Source organism: Streptomyces sp. H27-H5 (genome assembly GCF_026627505.1).
Lineage (GTDB): Bacteria > Actinomycetota > Actinomycetes > Streptomycetales > Streptomycetaceae > Streptomyces.
Map to the genome: position 1 here is coordinate 71,638 of NZ_JAPNLK010000032.1, position 14,878 is coordinate 86,515.

17 protein-coding genes are annotated in these 14,878 nt (G+C 74.1%); 7 read left to right on the forward strand and 10 right to left on the reverse strand.

Annotated features, from left to right (window positions below; all coding sequences use genetic code 11):
* Positions 1-66 precede the first annotated feature (66 nt).
* Entirely contained in the window at positions 67-417 is a 351-nt protein-coding gene (locus OTB19_RS17835) for a hypothetical protein (protein WP_267799258.1), read from the forward strand.
* A gap of 146 nt (positions 418-563) precedes the next feature.
* Here OTB19_RS17835 and OTB19_RS17840 read toward each other — a convergent pair whose 3' ends face one another.
* On the reverse strand, positions 564-920 hold the full coding sequence (locus OTB19_RS17840; RefSeq protein ID WP_267799259.1) for a universal stress protein: 357 nt from the start codon (positions 918-920) through the stop codon (positions 564-566).
* 200 nt (positions 921-1,120) lie between these two features.
* Complete coding sequence (locus tag OTB19_RS17845) at positions 1,121-1,435, reverse strand: GNAT family N-acetyltransferase (RefSeq protein WP_267799260.1); 315 nt, start codon at positions 1,433-1,435, stop codon at positions 1,121-1,123.
* Positions 1,436-1,586: 151 nt separating this feature from the next.
* Between OTB19_RS17845 and OTB19_RS17850 the strand changes: the two genes are divergently transcribed.
* Complete coding sequence (locus OTB19_RS17850; protein ID WP_267799261.1) at positions 1,587-1,964, forward strand: VOC family protein; 378 nt, start codon at positions 1,587-1,589, stop codon at positions 1,962-1,964.
* A 138-nt stretch (positions 1,965-2,102) separates the two neighbouring features.
* Here the strand turns inward: OTB19_RS17850 and OTB19_RS17855 are convergent, their stop codons facing one another.
* The 3 genes from OTB19_RS17855 to OTB19_RS17865 form a co-directional block, all read right to left on the reverse strand.
* Complete coding sequence (locus tag OTB19_RS17855) at positions 2,103-3,326, reverse strand: Mbeg1-like protein (RefSeq protein ID WP_267799262.1); 1,224 nt, start codon at positions 3,324-3,326, stop codon at positions 2,103-2,105.
* Positions 3,327-3,526: 200 nt separating this feature from the next.
* Positions 3,527-4,636, reverse strand: coding sequence for a sensor histidine kinase (locus OTB19_RS17860; protein ID WP_267799263.1), 1,110 nt, complete (start codon positions 4,634-4,636; stop codon positions 3,527-3,529).
* The gene (locus OTB19_RS17865) at positions 4,629-5,474 is read right to left on the reverse strand and encodes a response regulator transcription factor (protein WP_267799264.1); all 846 of its coding nucleotides are present in this window, start codon (positions 5,472-5,474) and stop codon (positions 4,629-4,631) included. Before OTB19_RS17865 ends, OTB19_RS17860 begins: the two co-directional genes overlap by 8 nt.
* A gap of 123 nt (positions 5,475-5,597) precedes the next feature.
* Here OTB19_RS17865 and OTB19_RS17870 point away from each other — a divergent pair, with 123 nt between their 5' ends.
* Genes OTB19_RS17870 through OTB19_RS17880 form a run of 3 tightly spaced genes read left to right on the forward strand, consistent with a single transcriptional unit; the run spans position 5,598 to position 7,584 of the window.
* Positions 5,598-6,314 carry a glycosyltransferase family 2 protein gene (locus tag OTB19_RS17870; RefSeq protein WP_267799265.1) on the forward strand — a complete coding sequence of 239 codons (717 nt, stop codon included), beginning with the start codon at positions 5,598-5,600 and terminating at the stop codon, positions 6,312-6,314.
* Positions 6,311-6,931 carry a TIGR04282 family arsenosugar biosynthesis glycosyltransferase gene (locus OTB19_RS17875; RefSeq protein ID WP_267799266.1) on the forward strand — a complete coding sequence of 207 codons (621 nt, stop codon included), beginning with the start codon at positions 6,311-6,313 and terminating at the stop codon, positions 6,929-6,931. Before OTB19_RS17870 ends, OTB19_RS17875 begins: the two co-directional genes overlap by 4 nt.
* Positions 6,928-7,584 carry a class I SAM-dependent methyltransferase gene (locus OTB19_RS17880; RefSeq protein WP_267799267.1) on the forward strand — a complete coding sequence of 219 codons (657 nt, stop codon included), beginning with the start codon at positions 6,928-6,930 and terminating at the stop codon, positions 7,582-7,584. Before OTB19_RS17875 ends, OTB19_RS17880 begins: the two co-directional genes overlap by 4 nt.
* 66 nt (positions 7,585-7,650) lie before the next feature.
* Here OTB19_RS17880 and OTB19_RS17885 read toward each other — a convergent pair whose 3' ends face one another.
* Positions 7,651-8,055 (reverse strand): hypothetical protein, encoded by a 405-nt coding sequence (locus OTB19_RS17885; protein ID WP_267799268.1) that lies wholly within the window; start codon positions 8,053-8,055, stop codon positions 7,651-7,653.
* Complete coding sequence (locus OTB19_RS17890) at positions 8,052-9,197, reverse strand: molybdopterin-dependent oxidoreductase (RefSeq protein WP_267799269.1); 1,146 nt, start codon at positions 9,195-9,197, stop codon at positions 8,052-8,054. Before OTB19_RS17890 ends, OTB19_RS17885 begins: the two co-directional genes overlap by 4 nt.
* Positions 9,198-9,312: 115 nt before the next feature.
* Between OTB19_RS17890 and OTB19_RS17895 the strand changes: the two genes are divergently transcribed.
* Both OTB19_RS17895 and OTB19_RS17900 read left to right on the forward strand, forming a co-directional pair.
* Entirely contained in the window at positions 9,313-10,749 is a 1,437-nt protein-coding gene (locus OTB19_RS17895; RefSeq protein WP_267799270.1) for a glycosyltransferase 87 family protein, read from the forward strand.
* 61 nt (positions 10,750-10,810) lie between these two features.
* Positions 10,811-11,071 (forward strand): hypothetical protein, encoded by a 261-nt coding sequence (locus OTB19_RS17900; RefSeq protein ID WP_267799271.1) that lies wholly within the window; start codon positions 10,811-10,813, stop codon positions 11,069-11,071.
* A gap of 156 nt (positions 11,072-11,227) precedes the next feature.
* Here OTB19_RS17900 and OTB19_RS17905 read toward each other — a convergent pair whose 3' ends face one another.
* From OTB19_RS17905 to OTB19_RS17915, 3 genes are all read right to left on the reverse strand, one after another.
* Entirely contained in the window at positions 11,228-12,817 is a 1,590-nt protein-coding gene (locus OTB19_RS17905; RefSeq protein WP_267799272.1) for a phytoene desaturase family protein, read from the reverse strand.
* Positions 12,810-13,316 (reverse strand): SRPBCC family protein, encoded by a 507-nt coding sequence (locus OTB19_RS17910; RefSeq protein ID WP_267799273.1) that lies wholly within the window; start codon positions 13,314-13,316, stop codon positions 12,810-12,812. The genes OTB19_RS17905 and OTB19_RS17910 overlap by 8 nt, the downstream gene beginning before the upstream one ends.
* Positions 13,317-13,497: 181 nt before the next feature.
* Positions 13,498-14,181, reverse strand: a complete 684-nt coding sequence (locus tag OTB19_RS17915; RefSeq protein ID WP_267799276.1) for a HemK2/MTQ2 family protein methyltransferase — start codon at positions 14,179-14,181, stop codon at positions 13,498-13,500.
* Between the last annotated feature and the right edge of the window lie 697 nt (positions 14,182-14,878).

Genomic DNA, 14,878 nt, shown 5'->3' on the forward strand with positions numbered 1-14,878 from the left:
CGTCCGCCCCCCGCCGGGGCAGGCTGTGCGCAAGGACCCCATCACCGCACAGACGAGGACCGCGCCATGTCCCACAGTCGGCGTATCGGCGTCATCACAGGGGCCGCAGCACTGTTGCTGACCGCCACCGCCTGCTCGGGCCTGGGCCGGAGCACCGTCGGCATGCTCACCTTCCGCGGCCACGAGTCGCCGGTCGAGCTGAGCTACTCGAACACCCCGGTCAAGGGCTGCCACAGGATCGCCATCCCCAGGGGCGCCACCCACGTCGAGAACAACACCCTCGTCGACATCGTGCTGTACCGGACGCCGAACTGCGAGAAGACCGATCGGGCCGACGGGATCTACGTCGCGACCACCCTGTCGAACGTGACCGCCCCGGACACCCTCCCCTGGCGCAGTTTCAGCGTCATCCACTGATCCCCGACGGCCCCGACGGCCGGATCCGAACGGCCCCGACGGCCCCCGCCCGGCCCGCCCGCGCACCCCGCGCGGGCGGGCCGGGCCCGTGGTGCGGACGGCCGAGTCCATCGTGGTGCGGCCGGCGCCCGCCGCCGGGTCCGGGGTCATGGGCTCCCCGTCAGCTCGCGCGCGTCCATCGGCATCCGCCACCTGCGCCGCCGGCGTACGGACTCCAGGTCGGCCCGGAGCGGGCCGGGCGGCACCACCAGGACGGGGCAGGGCGCGTGCACCAGGCAGTACCGGGCCACCGAGGGCCGCAGCGCGCGGAGCACCGGAGCCCGGGTGCCGGTACCGACGACGAGCAGGTCCCCGGGATCCGCGACCGCGTCCACCAGTGCGGCGCCGGGTGTGCCGCGCGCGGCCAGTCCGGCCAGGGTGACCCCCGGCGGGCGGGCCCCGAAGGCGCGGTCGAGGATCTCCCGCAGGCGTTCGACCGCCGCGGAGCGGCAGCCGTCGAGCACCGCCGGGCCGCCGGCGCAGCGCGCGGCCGGCCCGCCGCCGGGTGGTTGCCAGGCCCGGTGCGGTCGCCGTCCGTGCCGCCGAGGTCCTGGTCGCGGGCATCGTCCCGGTGACCCGTACAGGCGAGGGCCGCCCGAGCGCCGTACACCCCGACACCGCGCCGCCACACGACGAGCGCGGACGGCGGGCGGCTCGGAACCGGTCAGAGGCCGAACTGTGCCCGGCGCCCCTCGGGAACGAGGTCCGTGTACTCCGGGTGCTTGCCGATCCATCCCCGGATGAAGGGGCAGTACGGCAGGACGTCCAGCTCGCGGGCCCGGACGTCGTCGAGGGCGCCGCGGGCGAGCAGGCCGCCCAGGCCCTGACCGGCGAAGCGGGGCTCCGTCTCGGTGTGGATGAAGGCGATCTCGCCCTCCGAGAGGAAGTACTCGGCGAAGCCGGCCGTCTCGGTGCCGTCGTCTCCGGCGAGGATCTCGTACCGGGACTTTTCGGAGCGGTCCACCACTCGTGGTTCCATGCTGCTTCCTCCTGCGCGGTGATCATGCGGTTGTCCCGTCAGATGATCCACTGTCCGCGCGTCCGACCGACGCCCGCCCACGTCACGCGATCCGCGACGGCCCGGCACTCCGGTCGCGGATCGCGGTCAGGTGCCGTGAGACGCTGCCCTCATGATCGCCAAGCTGCAGTGTGTGGTGTTGGACTGCGCCGATGTCGTCGAGCTGTCCCGGTTCTACCAGTCGCTCCTCGGCGGCGTGGTGAACCAGCCGGATCCCCGGTGGTCGCTCGACGACGACTGGGCGACGCTCCACGCCGGGGGCGGGTTCGTGCTCGCCTTCCAACGGGTGGAAGACCATCAGCCGCCGCGGTGGCCGGACCCCGCCCGCCCCCAGCAGTTCCACCTCGACCTGGGGGTCACGAACCTGGACCAGGCCCAGCGGGAGGTGCTCGATCGGGGCGCCACGCTGCTGGACGAGGGGGACGGAACGCGGAGTTGGCGCGTCTTCGCGGATCCGGCGGGACACCCTTTCTGCCTCGTCCGCGAGTGACGGCGGCCACCGGGCGGATGCGGCCACGTGCCGACCCCGGTCCGCCGTCCCGATCTGGTCGGGGCGGCGGACCGGACACCGGCCGGCACCCGCCCGACGGCGAAGGGCGCCGGGTGGACGCCCGTGAGGTCGGGCTCGCTACGGAAGCCGCTCGATCAACCAGGTGCCGAGCTCTGCGGTGATCTTGGTGTGCTCCTCGTTCCCGGAGGCCAGGACGAACTCGTCGAACCCGCTCTCCTCCGGCGGGAGGTCGTCGATGTTCACGTACAGGTCCGCGCGGGTGTCGATGTCGCGCACGTCGACCGCGCTGACGGCCGGCACGAAGCAGTGACTGCGGATCGGGTGGTCCACACCGAGGCCGATGATCTTGTTCAGTGCGTCGGCGAGGATCCCGAAGCCCTCCAGGGTGCCGCCGGGTGCGCCGTCGACATCGGGCAGGCCCGGGGCGTGGACCTCGGCCTTCTGCGAGGTGATGACCCGCAGCGTGGCCGCGAGGGAGTCGGTGCCCGTCGGCTGGGTGCGCAGATCGGTGCCGGTGATGCCCAGCCCCTTGCCCTTGACGGCGGTGGCTCCGGCGGGGATGCCGTTGCCGAGGCCGGTTCCGACGCCGTTGGCGAGGGCGATCCTGCGGGGCCGCCGGGGCCATTGGCCCACGCTCTCCAGGGCGGCCAGGAAGTCGGTCCGCTCCTGGCTGACGGCGGGGGTGTCCTCCCACGTCTCGATGTGCCAGCGCAGGAGCTGCCGGGCGGCCGGGCTGTTCATCTGGTCGGAGAACCGCGGGTTCAGCTTGCGGATGTAGTGCGCGAACGCCTGGAGCGCGAGGGGAATGTACGCGCCGCGGTGCGGGCTGTCCCACGAGAAGTAGAGGGAGGTCTGGTGGTCGATGTCCTCGGTCTCCATCTTGGCCAGGGCGTAGCGGGTGACCAGGCCGCCCATGCTGAAGCCGCCGACCACGAGGGGCTCTTCGCCGAGCCGCTCGGCGATGGCGCGCAGGATCGCGGCCGCGGCCGCCTGCGCGTTGACCAGGATCGAGGCGCTGCGCTCCTTGAATCCGAGCAGGATGACGTCCCGGCCCGCATTGCGCAGGGAGCTGATCAGCGGGTGGTTGCGGGTCTCCAGGCCCGCCCAGGAGAATTCCAGGGTGCTGGGGCCCGAGTTGAATCCGTCGGCCAGGATGATCGGCCTGACCAGGCCGTGCTTGCTGTTGGCGAGGTACACCCACGCCGTGCCGTGGGGCAGTTGCCACTCGGCGTCCGGCTTCGGCGGCGCCTCGGCGGGGAGTTCGCGGGGGCCGGCGGCCAGGATGACGGGCGGGGCCGCGGCCAGGGCGTTGGCGGTCTGTTGCTCGAACGGGTCGCTCATGCTGATCCCTTCACCGATGAGTACGTACGGCTCCAGGATGAACACGCAGCGTGACTGTCGGGAAGGTGGCCGGCTCAAGTTGACTCGGATGAGCGATCGATATCCGGACACATCCTCAATCGCGCCGGCCGCGGTCCGGACCGGACCGCGGCCGGCGCGACGGGGGCGGGCCGCGACGCGCGCGGGGCGGGAGGGAAGGGCTACACCGGGGCCGGAAGGGTCAGTTCGAAGCGGCAGCCGCCCGGCACGTTGTGGACGTCGGCCTGGCCCGCGTGGGCCTCGACGATGCCCCGGACGATCGCGAGGCCCAGACCCGCCCCCGACGGAGGGGTGCGGGCCGGGGCGCCACGCCACCCGGTGTCGAAGACGCGCGGGAGGTCCTCTTCCGGGATGCCGCCGCAGGCGTCGGTGACCGACACCACCACCGCGCCCGCGCGGCGTTCGGCGGCGATCGCGACCGTGCCGTCGGCCGGGGTGTGCCGGATGGCGTTCACCAGGAGGTTGGACAGCACCCGGGTCATCTCCTTGCCGTCGACCTCCACCGGCAGCGGGGCCACGCCCTCGCCGGCCAGGTGAACGCCGTGTTGGCGGGCGAGGGCGTCGGCGCCCGCCAGCGCGTCGCCCACCAGGTCGTAGACGGACAGTCGGGTGGGGCTGAGGCTGAGGGCGCCCGCGTGGATGCGGGACAGCTCGAACAGGTCCGTGACCATCGAGTTGAGGCGTTCCACCTCGGCGCGCATCTGCCGATGGTAGCGGGCGGGATCGGCCACGAGGCCGTCCTCCAGCGCCTCCGACATGGCGCGCAGGCCGGCGAGGGGGGTGCGCAGGTCGTGCGAGATCCAGGCGACGAGTTCGCGCCGTGAGGTCTCCAGGGCGCGTTCCCGTTCGCGGGAGGCGGCGAGACGTGCGCCGGTCCGGTCCAGTTCCCGGCTCAGTGCGGTGAGTTCGGCGGGGGCGGGCACGGTGGGCGCCGTGAAGGTTCCCACCTCCCCGAACTCGCCCGCCGCGCGCACGAGTTCGCGGCAGCGCAGCACCACCTGGCGGCCCAACAGCAGGGCGGTGACGAGCGACACGGCGGCGGCCATCGCGACGACGGTGGTCACCACGGCCAGGTCGTGGGAGGACAGGAACATCGCCCATGCCACGGTGAGCGTTCCGGCCAGCATCGCGCAGACCGCCACGGCCGCCACGACCGCGAGGGAGACGGCGATGCTGCGACGGCGCAGTATCCGCAGGGCCACCGCTCCGAGGAGGCCGGCGGCGCCCGCGCCGAGGAGCGCGTACAGGGCGATGAGCAGCAGGTCACGCATGGCCGTCCTCCGTCCGGACACCCGGGGCACCCGAGGCACCCGGGGCACCCGCCGCGCCGCGCGCGGTGTCGGGGACCGTTTCGAAGCGGTACCCGGCTCCCCACACGGTCCGGATCAGCTGCGGATTCGCCGGGTCGTCCTCGATCTTGCCGCGCAGTCGGCGGACGTGGACGGTGACCGTGGACAGGTCGCCGAAGTCCCATCCCCAGACCTCGCGCATCAGCCGCTCCCGGTCGCAGACCTGGCCCTGATGCCCCAGGAAGTAGGCGAGGAGGTCGAACTCCCTGAGGGTGAGGGGCAGTTCGATGCCGTTCTTGGTGACCCGGCGGGCGGCCGGGTCCATGGCGATGCCGGCCGCGGCGAGCGCCGGTCCGGCGTTCGGGGCGGTGGTCGAGACCGCCCGGCGCAGGACCGACCGTACGCGCAGGACCAGCTCGCGCGGGCTGAAGGGCTTCGTGACGTAGTCGTCGGCGCCGACCTCCAGGCCCAGGATCCGGTCGTCCTCGTCTCCGCGCGCGGTCAACATGACCACCGGGACGGGAGGGGTCCCGTCCCGGTGGGCGCGCAGGCGGCGGCAGACTTCGAGTCCGTCCATGCCGGGGAGCATCAGGTCGAGGACGACCAGGTCGGGTCGGTGCTCCTGCGCGGCGCGGAGCGCGGCCGGGCCGTCGGCGGCCCGCACGACGCGGTATCCGGCCCTTTCCAGGTAGCCGGCCACCACCTCCGAGACGGTCGGGTCGTCGTCCACGACCAGGACGAGGCCGGGGGTCTCGGCGGGCGCGGGTTCCCGCTCGGTGTGCGGGGCGGTGTCCGGATGCCGCTCGATGCTCGATGCCATGCCTCAAGGGTGACACCGCGGGCCGCAGCCGGGGCTCCCGGAGGTCCGCACACGGCACGGCGTCCGCGTTTCGTAAGGTCTTGAATCGCCTTTCCGGGCTGTCCGGTTCCTACGGTGTGGAGGGTGACTGAATCTGCCTGTGCACCGCCCCGCGCGGACCTCGTACTGCCGTGCCTCGACGAGGCGGAGGCCCTGCCCTGGGTGCTGGCCCGCGTGCCTGCCGGCTGGCGGGCCATCGTCGTCGACAACGGTTCCACCGACGGCTCCGCCGACATCGCCCGCGCCCTCGGGGCCACGGTCGTCCACGAGCCCCGACGCGGGTTCGGGGCCGCCTGCCACGCCGGACTGTTGGCCGCGCGTGCCGACCTGGTCTGCTTCTGCGACTGCGACGGCTCCCTCGATCCCGGGTTGCTCGCCCCCATGGCGGCCCGGATCGCCGCCGGCGAGACGGACCTGCTGCTCGGCCGGCGCCGGCCGCGGGGCCGCGGTGCGTGGCCGGTCCACGCCAGGGCCGGCAACCTCGCGCTCGCCCGGATGCTGCGCCGCCGCACCGGCCTGCGGCTGCACGACCTCGGTCCGATGCGCGTCGCGCGCCGCGAGGCCCTGCTCGACCTGGCCCTGACCGACCGCCGCAGCGGGTACCCGCTCCAGATGGTCGTGCGGGCCGCCGACGCGGGGTGGCGGGTGAGCGAGACGGACGTCCCCTACCTGCCCCGCTCGGGCAAGTCCAAGGTCACCGGGACCTGGCGGGGCACCTGGCAGGCCGTGCGCGACATGCGGCGGGTCCTGGGCGAGGCCCCCGGCGCCCGCTGCGCACCGGGTGAGGGGGTCGCCGCGTGAGCACGCTCCTCGTCATCGCCAAGGCGCCCGTGGCCGGGCGGGTGAAGACCCGGCTGACCCCGCACTTCACCCCCGATCAGGCGGCCGAGCTGGCGTGCGCCGCGCTCCGTGACACCCTCGCCGCCGTCCTCGCGACCCCGGCGCGACGGCGGATCCTGGTCCTGGACGGGGAGGCCGGCCCCTGGCTGCCGGACGGCATCGACGTCCGGCGGCAGTGCGCGGGGACCCTCGACGCCCGCCTCGCCGCGGCTTTCGCCCTGGCGGGCGGACCGGCCCTGCTCATCGGGATGGACACCCCTCAGGTCACCCCGGAGCTGCTCCGGCAGGGGCTCGACTTCACGGACACGGACGCCTGGTTCGGGCCCGCGGACGACGGGGGCTTCTGGGCGCTGGGGCTCGCCGCCCCGGACCCGGACCTGTTGCGCGGCGTCCCGATGTCCGTACCTCACACCGGCGCGGTGCAGCGGCGGCGGCTGACGGCCGCGGGGCTGACCGTGCGGGACCTGCCCGAGCTGTGTGACGTGGACACCCCGAAGGACGCGGCTCGTGTCGCGGCCGCCGCGCCGGGCACCCGGTTCGCGGCCCTGCACGCCGACCTGTGCGCGGTGACGCGATGACCGTCCGGCTCCTGGAACACGCCCACACCTGGCAGGCCGACCCGTACGCCGACGCGTTGCGCTCGGGCCAGGGGCCCCTGTTCCTGCGGCGCGGCGACGGTTGGCTGTTGCCCCTGGACGTCGAACGCTGGTGCGCGGAACCGGACACCGCCGACGACACCGTCCTGGACCGCTGCCGGGGCCCGGTCCTCGACGTGGGCTGCGGCCCGGGTCGGCTGGTCGCCGCGCTCGCCCGCAGGGGACACACGGCGCTCGGCGTGGACGTCACCCCGGCCGCCGTGGAGCGCACCGTACGGGCGGGCGGCAGCGCCCTGTGCCGGTCGGTGTTCGACCCGCTGCCCCGCGAGGGTCGCTGGGGCGCGGTGCTGCTCATCGACGGCAACATCGGGATCGGCGGCGATCCCGCGGCCCTGCTGCGCCGCGCGGCCGAACTCACGGCTCCCGACGGGGCCCTGTTCGTCGAGGTGGTCGGCGCCGACGTGGACGAACGCGTCGAGGTCCACGTCGACGACGGTCAGGGCGGGCGGGGGGCGCCCTTCCGGTGGGCCAGGCTCGGTACCCGCGCCCTGTGCGCGGCGGCGGAGGGCGCGGGCTGGAGCCGGGCCGACAGCTGGCAGGCGGCGGGCCGGTACTTCGTGCGGCTGGGGCGCTGACCGCGCCGCCGTCGAGCCGCCCTCCGGCCGGAACGTTCTTCCGGCCGGAGGGCGGCTGCCGTGCGCTCAGTGCCGGCGGGCCGCCCGGCGCAGGGCGGCGCGCGTGCCCGTGTACAGGAGGGTGAGCACGGCGATCGCCGCCATCGTCAGCAGCCAGTTGCGCAGGTAGTCCAGTGGCAGGACGGTCGCGTTGGCCGCGCCGCCGGGGCGCAGCAGCGGGGGCAGGGCGATCGCGGTGAGGGAACCCGCGACGATCAGGGCGGCGCGCGGAACGCCCCGCAGGCGGAGTCCGGCCGCCGCGGTCAGGGCGGCGATCGCGCACACGAGCGGGGCGACGAACCCGTCGTGCACCACGACCGCGCCCGCGAACCACAGTGCGATCCGCCAGGGTTCGGGTTGTCGGACCAGGAGCAGCCCGCCCCAGGCCATCAGGGCGAGTCCGAGGGCTCCCAGGACGTATCGGGACCTCATCGCACGACCTCCAGTCGGCCGACCCACTTGGTCTGCAGGACGCCCGGCCGGTTGGGGGCGATGATCCGGGCGGGGTAGCCGTGGTCCAGGGAGAGCACCTCGCCGTTGATCCGCAGGGCGAGCAGGGTGAGGGGGTCCTGCGCGTACAGGCGCCCCATGTCCATGACCCGGTAGGCGCCCGCCGCCTCCAGCGACACCACGCGGGCCCGTGAGCCGGGGCCGCCTCCCGCCCGCTCCAGCAGGTCGCGGACCCGTACCCCCGTCCAGTGGGCCGACTTGCTCCATCCCTCGACGCAGGCGATGGGCAGCGTCACCTCGTGTTGGGGCAGGGCGTTGAGTTCGTCCAGGGTCAGGGCGAACGGGCGGGGTCCGTGGACGGTCAGGCGCCAGTCGGCGAGCGAGGCCTCGGTGACGCGCGCGGCCGCGGCCGTGCGGTTCACCGGCAGTCCCTGCACTCCGTGCGCCGGGCTGCGGGGGGCGAACAGCACCAGCCGGCCGAGCGCGGTCACCGACTGCCCGACGGTCGTGATCGTGACCGCTCCCACCGCGGCGGCGACCCCGATCAGCAGTTGCCGCCGGTTCGGTCCGTCGGCCTCGGGCAGGGACAGCGTGACGGGGGAATCGAGGGTGAAGTGGTCCCGGATCCGGGGCCATTGCACCGCGACGTGCAGCAGCAGGGCGCCCATGACGACCCAGGCGACGGCGTAGTGGACGGGCACGAAGTTGAACGGCCACGGATACCACTGGAATGTGTTCAGCAGGCCGGTGAAGAGCTGGAAGAGGGCGGCGGCGACCAGCACCGCCACCGACAGGCGCTCCAGCGCGTGCAGGACGGACCGTACGGGCGGCCACGCGAACAGCCGCGGGTAGACCGCCCACAGCTTCGCGAGCAGCAGCGGGATCGCGGCGATGCCCGAGGCCACGTGCAGGCCCTGGGTCAGCCGGTAGCCCCAGTACGGGCGGCTCGGCAAATGGTCCGCGAGCCATCCCGGCGGGTGTTGGAGGAAGTGGCTCAGCACGCCGGTCGCGAAGCAGACGACGAAGGCCAGGGCCAGCCATCGGCCGATCGCGGTCGCGGTGCGGGCGTCGTGGAGCCGCGCCTTGAAGGTGATCGGCGGCCCCGGGGGCAGAGTGAAACGCATGTCTCCATCACACCCCCGCGACGATGCCCGGGAGCGGATTCGACACCTTACGAAACGCGGACGTCAGGGGCGTCGGGCCCCGCCGGACGGGCTCTTCCTGGAACGCTTGCGCCTTGTGAACCCGCGTACCGCCCTCGCCTCCGCCGCCCTCGCCGCCCTCGTGACGGCGCTCGTCCTCACCGTGCGGTACGACGGTGTCTTCACCGACCCGGTCGGCTTGTTCGCCCGGTACGCCGTCTGCTGGCTCCTGTTCGGCCTCGCCCTGGCGGCGCTGCGGCGCGTCCCGGCCGAGCGCGTGGTGCCGCTGGTCCTCGCCGGGGCGGTCGCCGTCACCGTGGCCGGGCTGGTCGCGCCGCCCCGGACGAGCACCGACTCGTACCGTTACGCGTGGGACGGCCGTGTGCAGTCCGCCGGGATCTCGCCGTACGACCACGCGCCGCGCGATGCGGCGCTCGCGCGGCTGCGCGATCCGTGGCTCTTCCCCACGGGGGCCTCCTGCACCGGCCCGGCCCTTGTCCCCCTCACCCACGCGGGCGCCGCGCCCCACTGCACGCGCATCAACCGGCCCGGCGTCCACACCATCTACCCGCCCGTCGCCGAGGCGTACTTCCTGGCCGTCGACCGGTTGTCGCCACAGGGGGTCCGGCACAAGGCCTTCCAGGTCGGCGGGGCCCTGATCTCCCTCGGCGTGACCGGCGCGCTGCTCGCGATCCTGCGGCGCAGGGGCTGTGACCTCCGTCGGGTCGCGTACTGGGCCTGGTGTCCGGCCGTAACCGTCGAGGCCGTGAACAACGCGCACGTCGACGTGCTGGGCACGCTCCTCGCGGTCGTCGGCCTCGGCCTCGTCGCCTCCCGGGCGACGGCGCGCCGGGCCGGCGGCGGGCTGCTGCTGGGCGCCGCCGTCGCCACCAAGTTGCTGCCCGCGATCGTCCTGCCGGGGGCCCTGTCGGGCGTCCGCCGGGTCCGGGACGCGGCCGTCGTGCTCCTGCCCGCCGCGGCCTTCACCGCCCTCTCCTACCTGCCGTACGTCCTCCTCTCGCAGGGCTCCGTCCTCGGCTACCTCGGCGGCTACGTGCAGGAGGAGGGGTACGAGGACCCGGCGTCCGGGTCCCGCTACGCGCTGCTGCGGCTGGTGCTGCCCGACAGCTGGGCGTTCCCCGTGCTGCTCGTCGCCGTGGCCGGTGTGTGCGTCCACGTGATGTGGCGCGGGGACCCGCGACGGCCCTGGAGCGGGGCCCTGACGGTCGTCGGCTGGTCGTTCGTGCTCCTCACTCCGGGCTACTCCTGGTACGCCCTGCTGCTGGTCGCCCTCGTGGCCCTGGACGGTCGTTGGGAATGGCTCGGCGTGGCGCTCGCGGGCGCCGCCGTCTACGTACTGGCCCCGGTCTTCGACCACCGGGCGGCGCTGAGCAACGTCGCCTACGGCGCCGCGGTCGCCCTCGTCCTCGCCGGCACCCTGCTGCGACGCCGTACTTCTGCCGCGCCGCGACAGGGTCTACCGTCACCTGTACGAGGAGGAGGCGGTCGGCGCCGACCGCGCCGAAACCCCTGACCTCCATCGGCGCGTCCGACCCCCGGCCGGCCGTCGGGGCGGAACCGACTTGGGAGCGTGAGTGGAGACAACCCTCGTGGTGGTCGCCGTCGTGGTGGCCGCGCTGGTCGTCAAGACCGCCGTCGCCGAACTGAGGGAGCCGGGCGCGGGCCGCGTCCAGTGGACCTTCCTCCGTGATGCCCGCGCCCTCGCGGCGGGGGCGTGCACCGCGGTCCTCCTCGGCCTCGTCGGCTGGATCCAGGCCGGTGGCGAGGGCGTCCTGTGGGCCGCCCTGGCCGGGGTCCTCGTCGCCTTCGCCGTCGGCCGGGGCCGCCGAAGCTGAGGCCCGTCCCGTCTCGGTGAACGTACTCGAACCCAACACCGCGCTCAGGAACCTGACCGGGAGGTGACGCGGCGTGCGGCGGAGGGTCGCGGCGCGGGCCGTGTGGGCACCGCCGCGATCGCGTACCCCGCCCGTCCCGGCACCGGGGCGGGCGGGTCAGACGCGCTGGGCGCGGTGGAGGAGGGTTCGCGCGCCGGGGGGGCGCAGGGCGGCCCGGGCGGCGTTCGCGCCCGGTGCGCCGTGGACGCCGCCTCCGGGGTGGGCGGCTGCGGAGGCCAGGTAGAGGCCCTTGACGGGGGTCTCGGGCCGGCCGGTGCCGGGGGTCGGCCGGAAGATCGCCTGCTGGTGGAGGGCCGTGGTGCCGTTGTTGATGGCGCCGTTGTGGAGGTTCTCGTCCATGGCCTGGAGGGTGGTGGGGGCCAGGATCCGGCGGGCGCGGACGAGTGCGCGGAAGCCGGGCGCGAACCGTTCCACCTGTGCTTCGACGCGGTCGGCCATGGCTTCCTGTTCGCGGGTGTCCCAGCGGCCGGTGATGCGGTCGGGGCCGGCGTCGGACGTGATGTGCTGCGGGAGGTGGGTGTAGGCCCAGGCCGATTCCGTGCCGGCGGGCGAGCGGCCGGGGTCCGCGGTGGTCATCTGGCCGAGGAGGGCGAAGGGCTCGTCGGGTACCTGCCCCATGGCGAGCTGCGCGGCGAAGCGGGTCAGCCCGTCCACGCCGTCGGACAGGTGGACCGTGCCCGCGCCGGCCGCTCCCGGCGCCGTCCACGGCACGGGCCCCGTCAGCGCCCAGTCGACCTTGAAGGTAGAGAAGTCCCACTGGAACCGTTCCAGGTCTCGCAGGAGGCGGCCGGGGAGGTGTTCCTCGCCGACGAGGTCCCGGTACAGGGCCGGCGCCGACGTGTCGGCGAGTACGGCCCGGCGCGCGGTGATCGTCTCCCCGCCCGCGGTCCTCACCGCGACCGCCGTGCCCCCTCGGACGACGACGGACGTGACGCGCTCCCCGCAGCGCAGCACGCCCCCGCCGCGACGCAGCCGGCTCACGAGCGCCGCGGTCAGGGAGCCTGCGCCCCCGACGGGAACGGGGAAGCCGTGGCTCTGTCCGAGCATCGACATCAGCCAGCCGAAGCCGCCGCTGCCCGCCGCCTCGGGGGCCAGGTCGGCGTGCAGGGCGTTGCCGGCCAGGAGGAGTCTGCCGCCCTCCCCCGCGAACGACTCCTCGCCCAGGCGGCGCACGGGCAGCGCCAGGTTCCGGGCCAGTCGCAGACCGCCGGCGGCGCGGAGTCGGGCCGCGAGGCGAAGCCCGGCGCGGACCGGTGGGAAGGGCGTGAACAGGGCCCGGATCAGATCGGGCCGGATCCGGCTCCACACCTCGTACATGTCCTGCCAGGCGGCGCCGTCGGACGGCGCGAACGCCTCCAGGCCGGCGGCGGTCTCCTCCGCCCGGCGTTCGAGGACCGCGCACCTGCCGTCCGGCAGCGGGTGGGCCAGTACGCGCGGGGCGTGGCTCCAGCGCAGTCCCTCCGCGGCGAGGTCGAGGCGCGCGAGCACCGGGGAGGCCGCGGCGAGCGGGTAGAAGGCGCTGAACAGGTCCGAGACGTAGTCGGGGTGGACACCGCGGTCGCTGCGGACCGCCCCGCCCGGTTCCGGCTGGGCCTCCAGGACCTCCACGCTCCAGCCGGCGTCGACCAGGAGGTTCGCGGCCACGAGCCCGTTGGGGCCCGCGCCGATCACCACCGCGTCAGGCACCGCGGGGCCTCGGCCGGCCCTGTTCCCGGGCGGGGTCCTGGTCCCCGGCGGGGTCCTGTCCCGCGACCGGATCCTGTTCCACGAGCCTGGCCAGGCGGGCCAGCATCCCTCGGTGGCGGAGCTGGATCAGGGCTTCGATGGCGGGGTTGTGCAGGGTTCCGCCCAGGCCGCGCAAGGGATGCTCGTCGCAGATGACGAGGGTCTCCTCGCCCCACGGCCTGAGTTGCAGGAAGATCCTGGCCGTGCCGAGGGACTTGAACGAGGCTTCCAGTTCCAGTTCTCTGCCGGGCTCGACGTACCTGACCGTGGTGACGCCTTCGCTCGACCAGGGGCCGAGCCGGACGGTGTAGCACAGTCGGGAGCCGACGTCGGGCCAGGTCCGGTCGAGGGGCCGGGAATCGGAGGGGCCCACCACCCAGTCCTCGAAGCGGTTCGGGTCGGCGAGTACCGCCCACACGGCGTGGGGCGGGCGATGGACCAGCTGATTGCGGACGGCCATGGGTGAAGTCCCTCTGCCGGAGCGGACGGTGCCTCTGCACCGCGTGATCGCTGCTTCGTCCCGGCCCCGCCTGCCGAATGTCCCGGGCAGGGCTCGGGTACTCACGTGGGTTGCTCGCGTATCGGGCGGTCGCCCGGGTAGACAAACCCCCGCGGGCGGGCAGTCGGTCCCGCACCGCTTGTCAGGCCATCGTCCCACCCCGAGCGCGAGCGGTCGCGTCGTCACCGGGCCGCCGGGCGCGGACGACCACGAGTTCCTCCCACTGCTCGCCTTCGGCCGCCAGGCCCTGCCGCTCCAGCCAGGACCGTCGCGAGCGCAGGACGGGTCCCCACGGTACGGAGGCCGTGGCCGTGACCTCGGCGGCCAGACCGGCGCCGGTCAGCCGGGAGAGGGTCTCGTCGGCGCCACACAGGCCCGAGTGCACCAGGAGCAGGACGCCGCCCGGATGCAACAGGGACGGGGCGCCCGCGCAGATCCGGTCGAGGACCCGACGCCCGTCGGGACCGGCGTCCCAGGCCCGCTCCGGGCCGCGCGAGGGGAGCCGATCGCCGGGGGCGGGGACGTACGGCGGGTTCGTGACGACCAGGTCGAAGCGGCGCCCCGCCGCGCGGGCCTCGAAGTCGCCGTGCAGGACGCGCAGCGGGAGCCGGTGACGCCAGGCGTTCAGGCGCGCCGTGGTCACGGCGGCCCGGGAGACGTCGACCGCCGTGACCCGGGCCCCTCTGGACGCGGCGTTCAGCGCCAGCATCCCGGTGCCCGTACCGATTTCCAGGACCTCCGTGTGGGGCCCGATGTCCTCGTGGGCGAGTGCTTCGGCGAGCAACCCGGTGTCCGCCTGAGGTCGGTAGACGCCCGACAGGGCCATCAGACCGGTGGGCGGCGAGACCAGGGACAGAGCGGTACTGGGCACCGCATACCTCCGGGTTCGAATGCGACCCGGGGAGCGGGCCGCTGCATTGCGCGACATCGTGCGACTTCCCTGGATGGAGCGCTCCACCCGAAATTGCGTCGATCTTCAGAGGATCAGACGGACATTCGGCCGATGGGTCGTGTCGTTTCCCTCTCGGGCCGGGACGGCGAGGGGCTCGCGGTGCCCCGAAATCGTGGGAAATCGCGCCGATCACGGCTCATATGCGCCCGCCAACGGCGAGCCCTGCCACCGATTTCGTCATGTCCTGCCGGGCTCCTCGGAAGAGGACGCCCGGCGAAACCGGTGCTGCGCGTGCTCGATCATCGTCGCGATGTCCAAGGGGTCGGGACCGGCGGCCTGCTGGTCGGGGCGTTCCCTGGGAATGGGAACACGGGCGCGGATGGGAACGCGGGCGGGAATGGGGGTGGACATGGTCGGGCGGGCTGATCGGCCGCTGGTCACCGAGAACTCCTTTTCTCGAAAGGTGAAAGGCTCGAAAGGAAAAAGGTCAAGGGTTCTGAACCATCGTGACTGTTTTGGACGGCCGGTGAGCTGCGGCGATGTGGTGCGAGGTGGTCCTGCGGGGCCGGTAGATTGACCTTGTGACCGATGCCCCGCCGCAGCTGCCCTCGTACGAGGAGTTGGCCGCGCT

Coding starts and splice junctions, on each gene's coding strand:
- OTB19_RS17835 (WP_267799258.1), top strand. CDS start 67: ATGTCCCACAGTCGGCGTATCGGCGTCATCACAGGGGCCGCAGCACTG.
- OTB19_RS17845 (WP_267799260.1), bottom strand. CDS start 1,435: ATGGAACCACGAGTGGTGGACCGCTCCGAAAAGTCCCGGTACGAGATC.
- OTB19_RS17850 (WP_267799261.1), top strand. CDS start 1,587: ATGATCGCCAAGCTGCAGTGTGTGGTGTTGGACTGCGCCGATGTCGTC.
- OTB19_RS17855 (WP_267799262.1), bottom strand. CDS start 3,326: ATGAGCGACCCGTTCGAGCAACAGACCGCCAACGCCCTGGCCGCGGCC.
- OTB19_RS17860 (WP_267799263.1), bottom strand. CDS start 4,636: ATGCGTGACCTGCTGCTCATCGCCCTGTACGCGCTCCTCGGCGCGGGC.
- OTB19_RS17865 (WP_267799264.1), bottom strand. CDS start 5,474: ATGGCATCGAGCATCGAGCGGCATCCGGACACCGCCCCGCACACCGAG.
- OTB19_RS17880 (WP_267799267.1), top strand. CDS start 6,928: ATGACCGTCCGGCTCCTGGAACACGCCCACACCTGGCAGGCCGACCCG.
- OTB19_RS17885 (WP_267799268.1), bottom strand. CDS start 8,055: ATGAGGTCCCGATACGTCCTGGGAGCCCTCGGACTCGCCCTGATGGCC.
- OTB19_RS17890 (WP_267799269.1), bottom strand. CDS start 9,197: ATGCGTTTCACTCTGCCCCCGGGGCCGCCGATCACCTTCAAGGCGCGG.
- OTB19_RS17910 (WP_267799273.1), bottom strand. CDS start 13,316: ATGGCCGTCCGCAATCAGCTGGTCCATCGCCCGCCCCACGCCGTGTGG.
- OTB19_RS17915 (WP_267799276.1), bottom strand. CDS start 14,181: ATGGCCCTGTCGGGCGTCTACCGACCTCAGGCGGACACCGGGTTGCTC.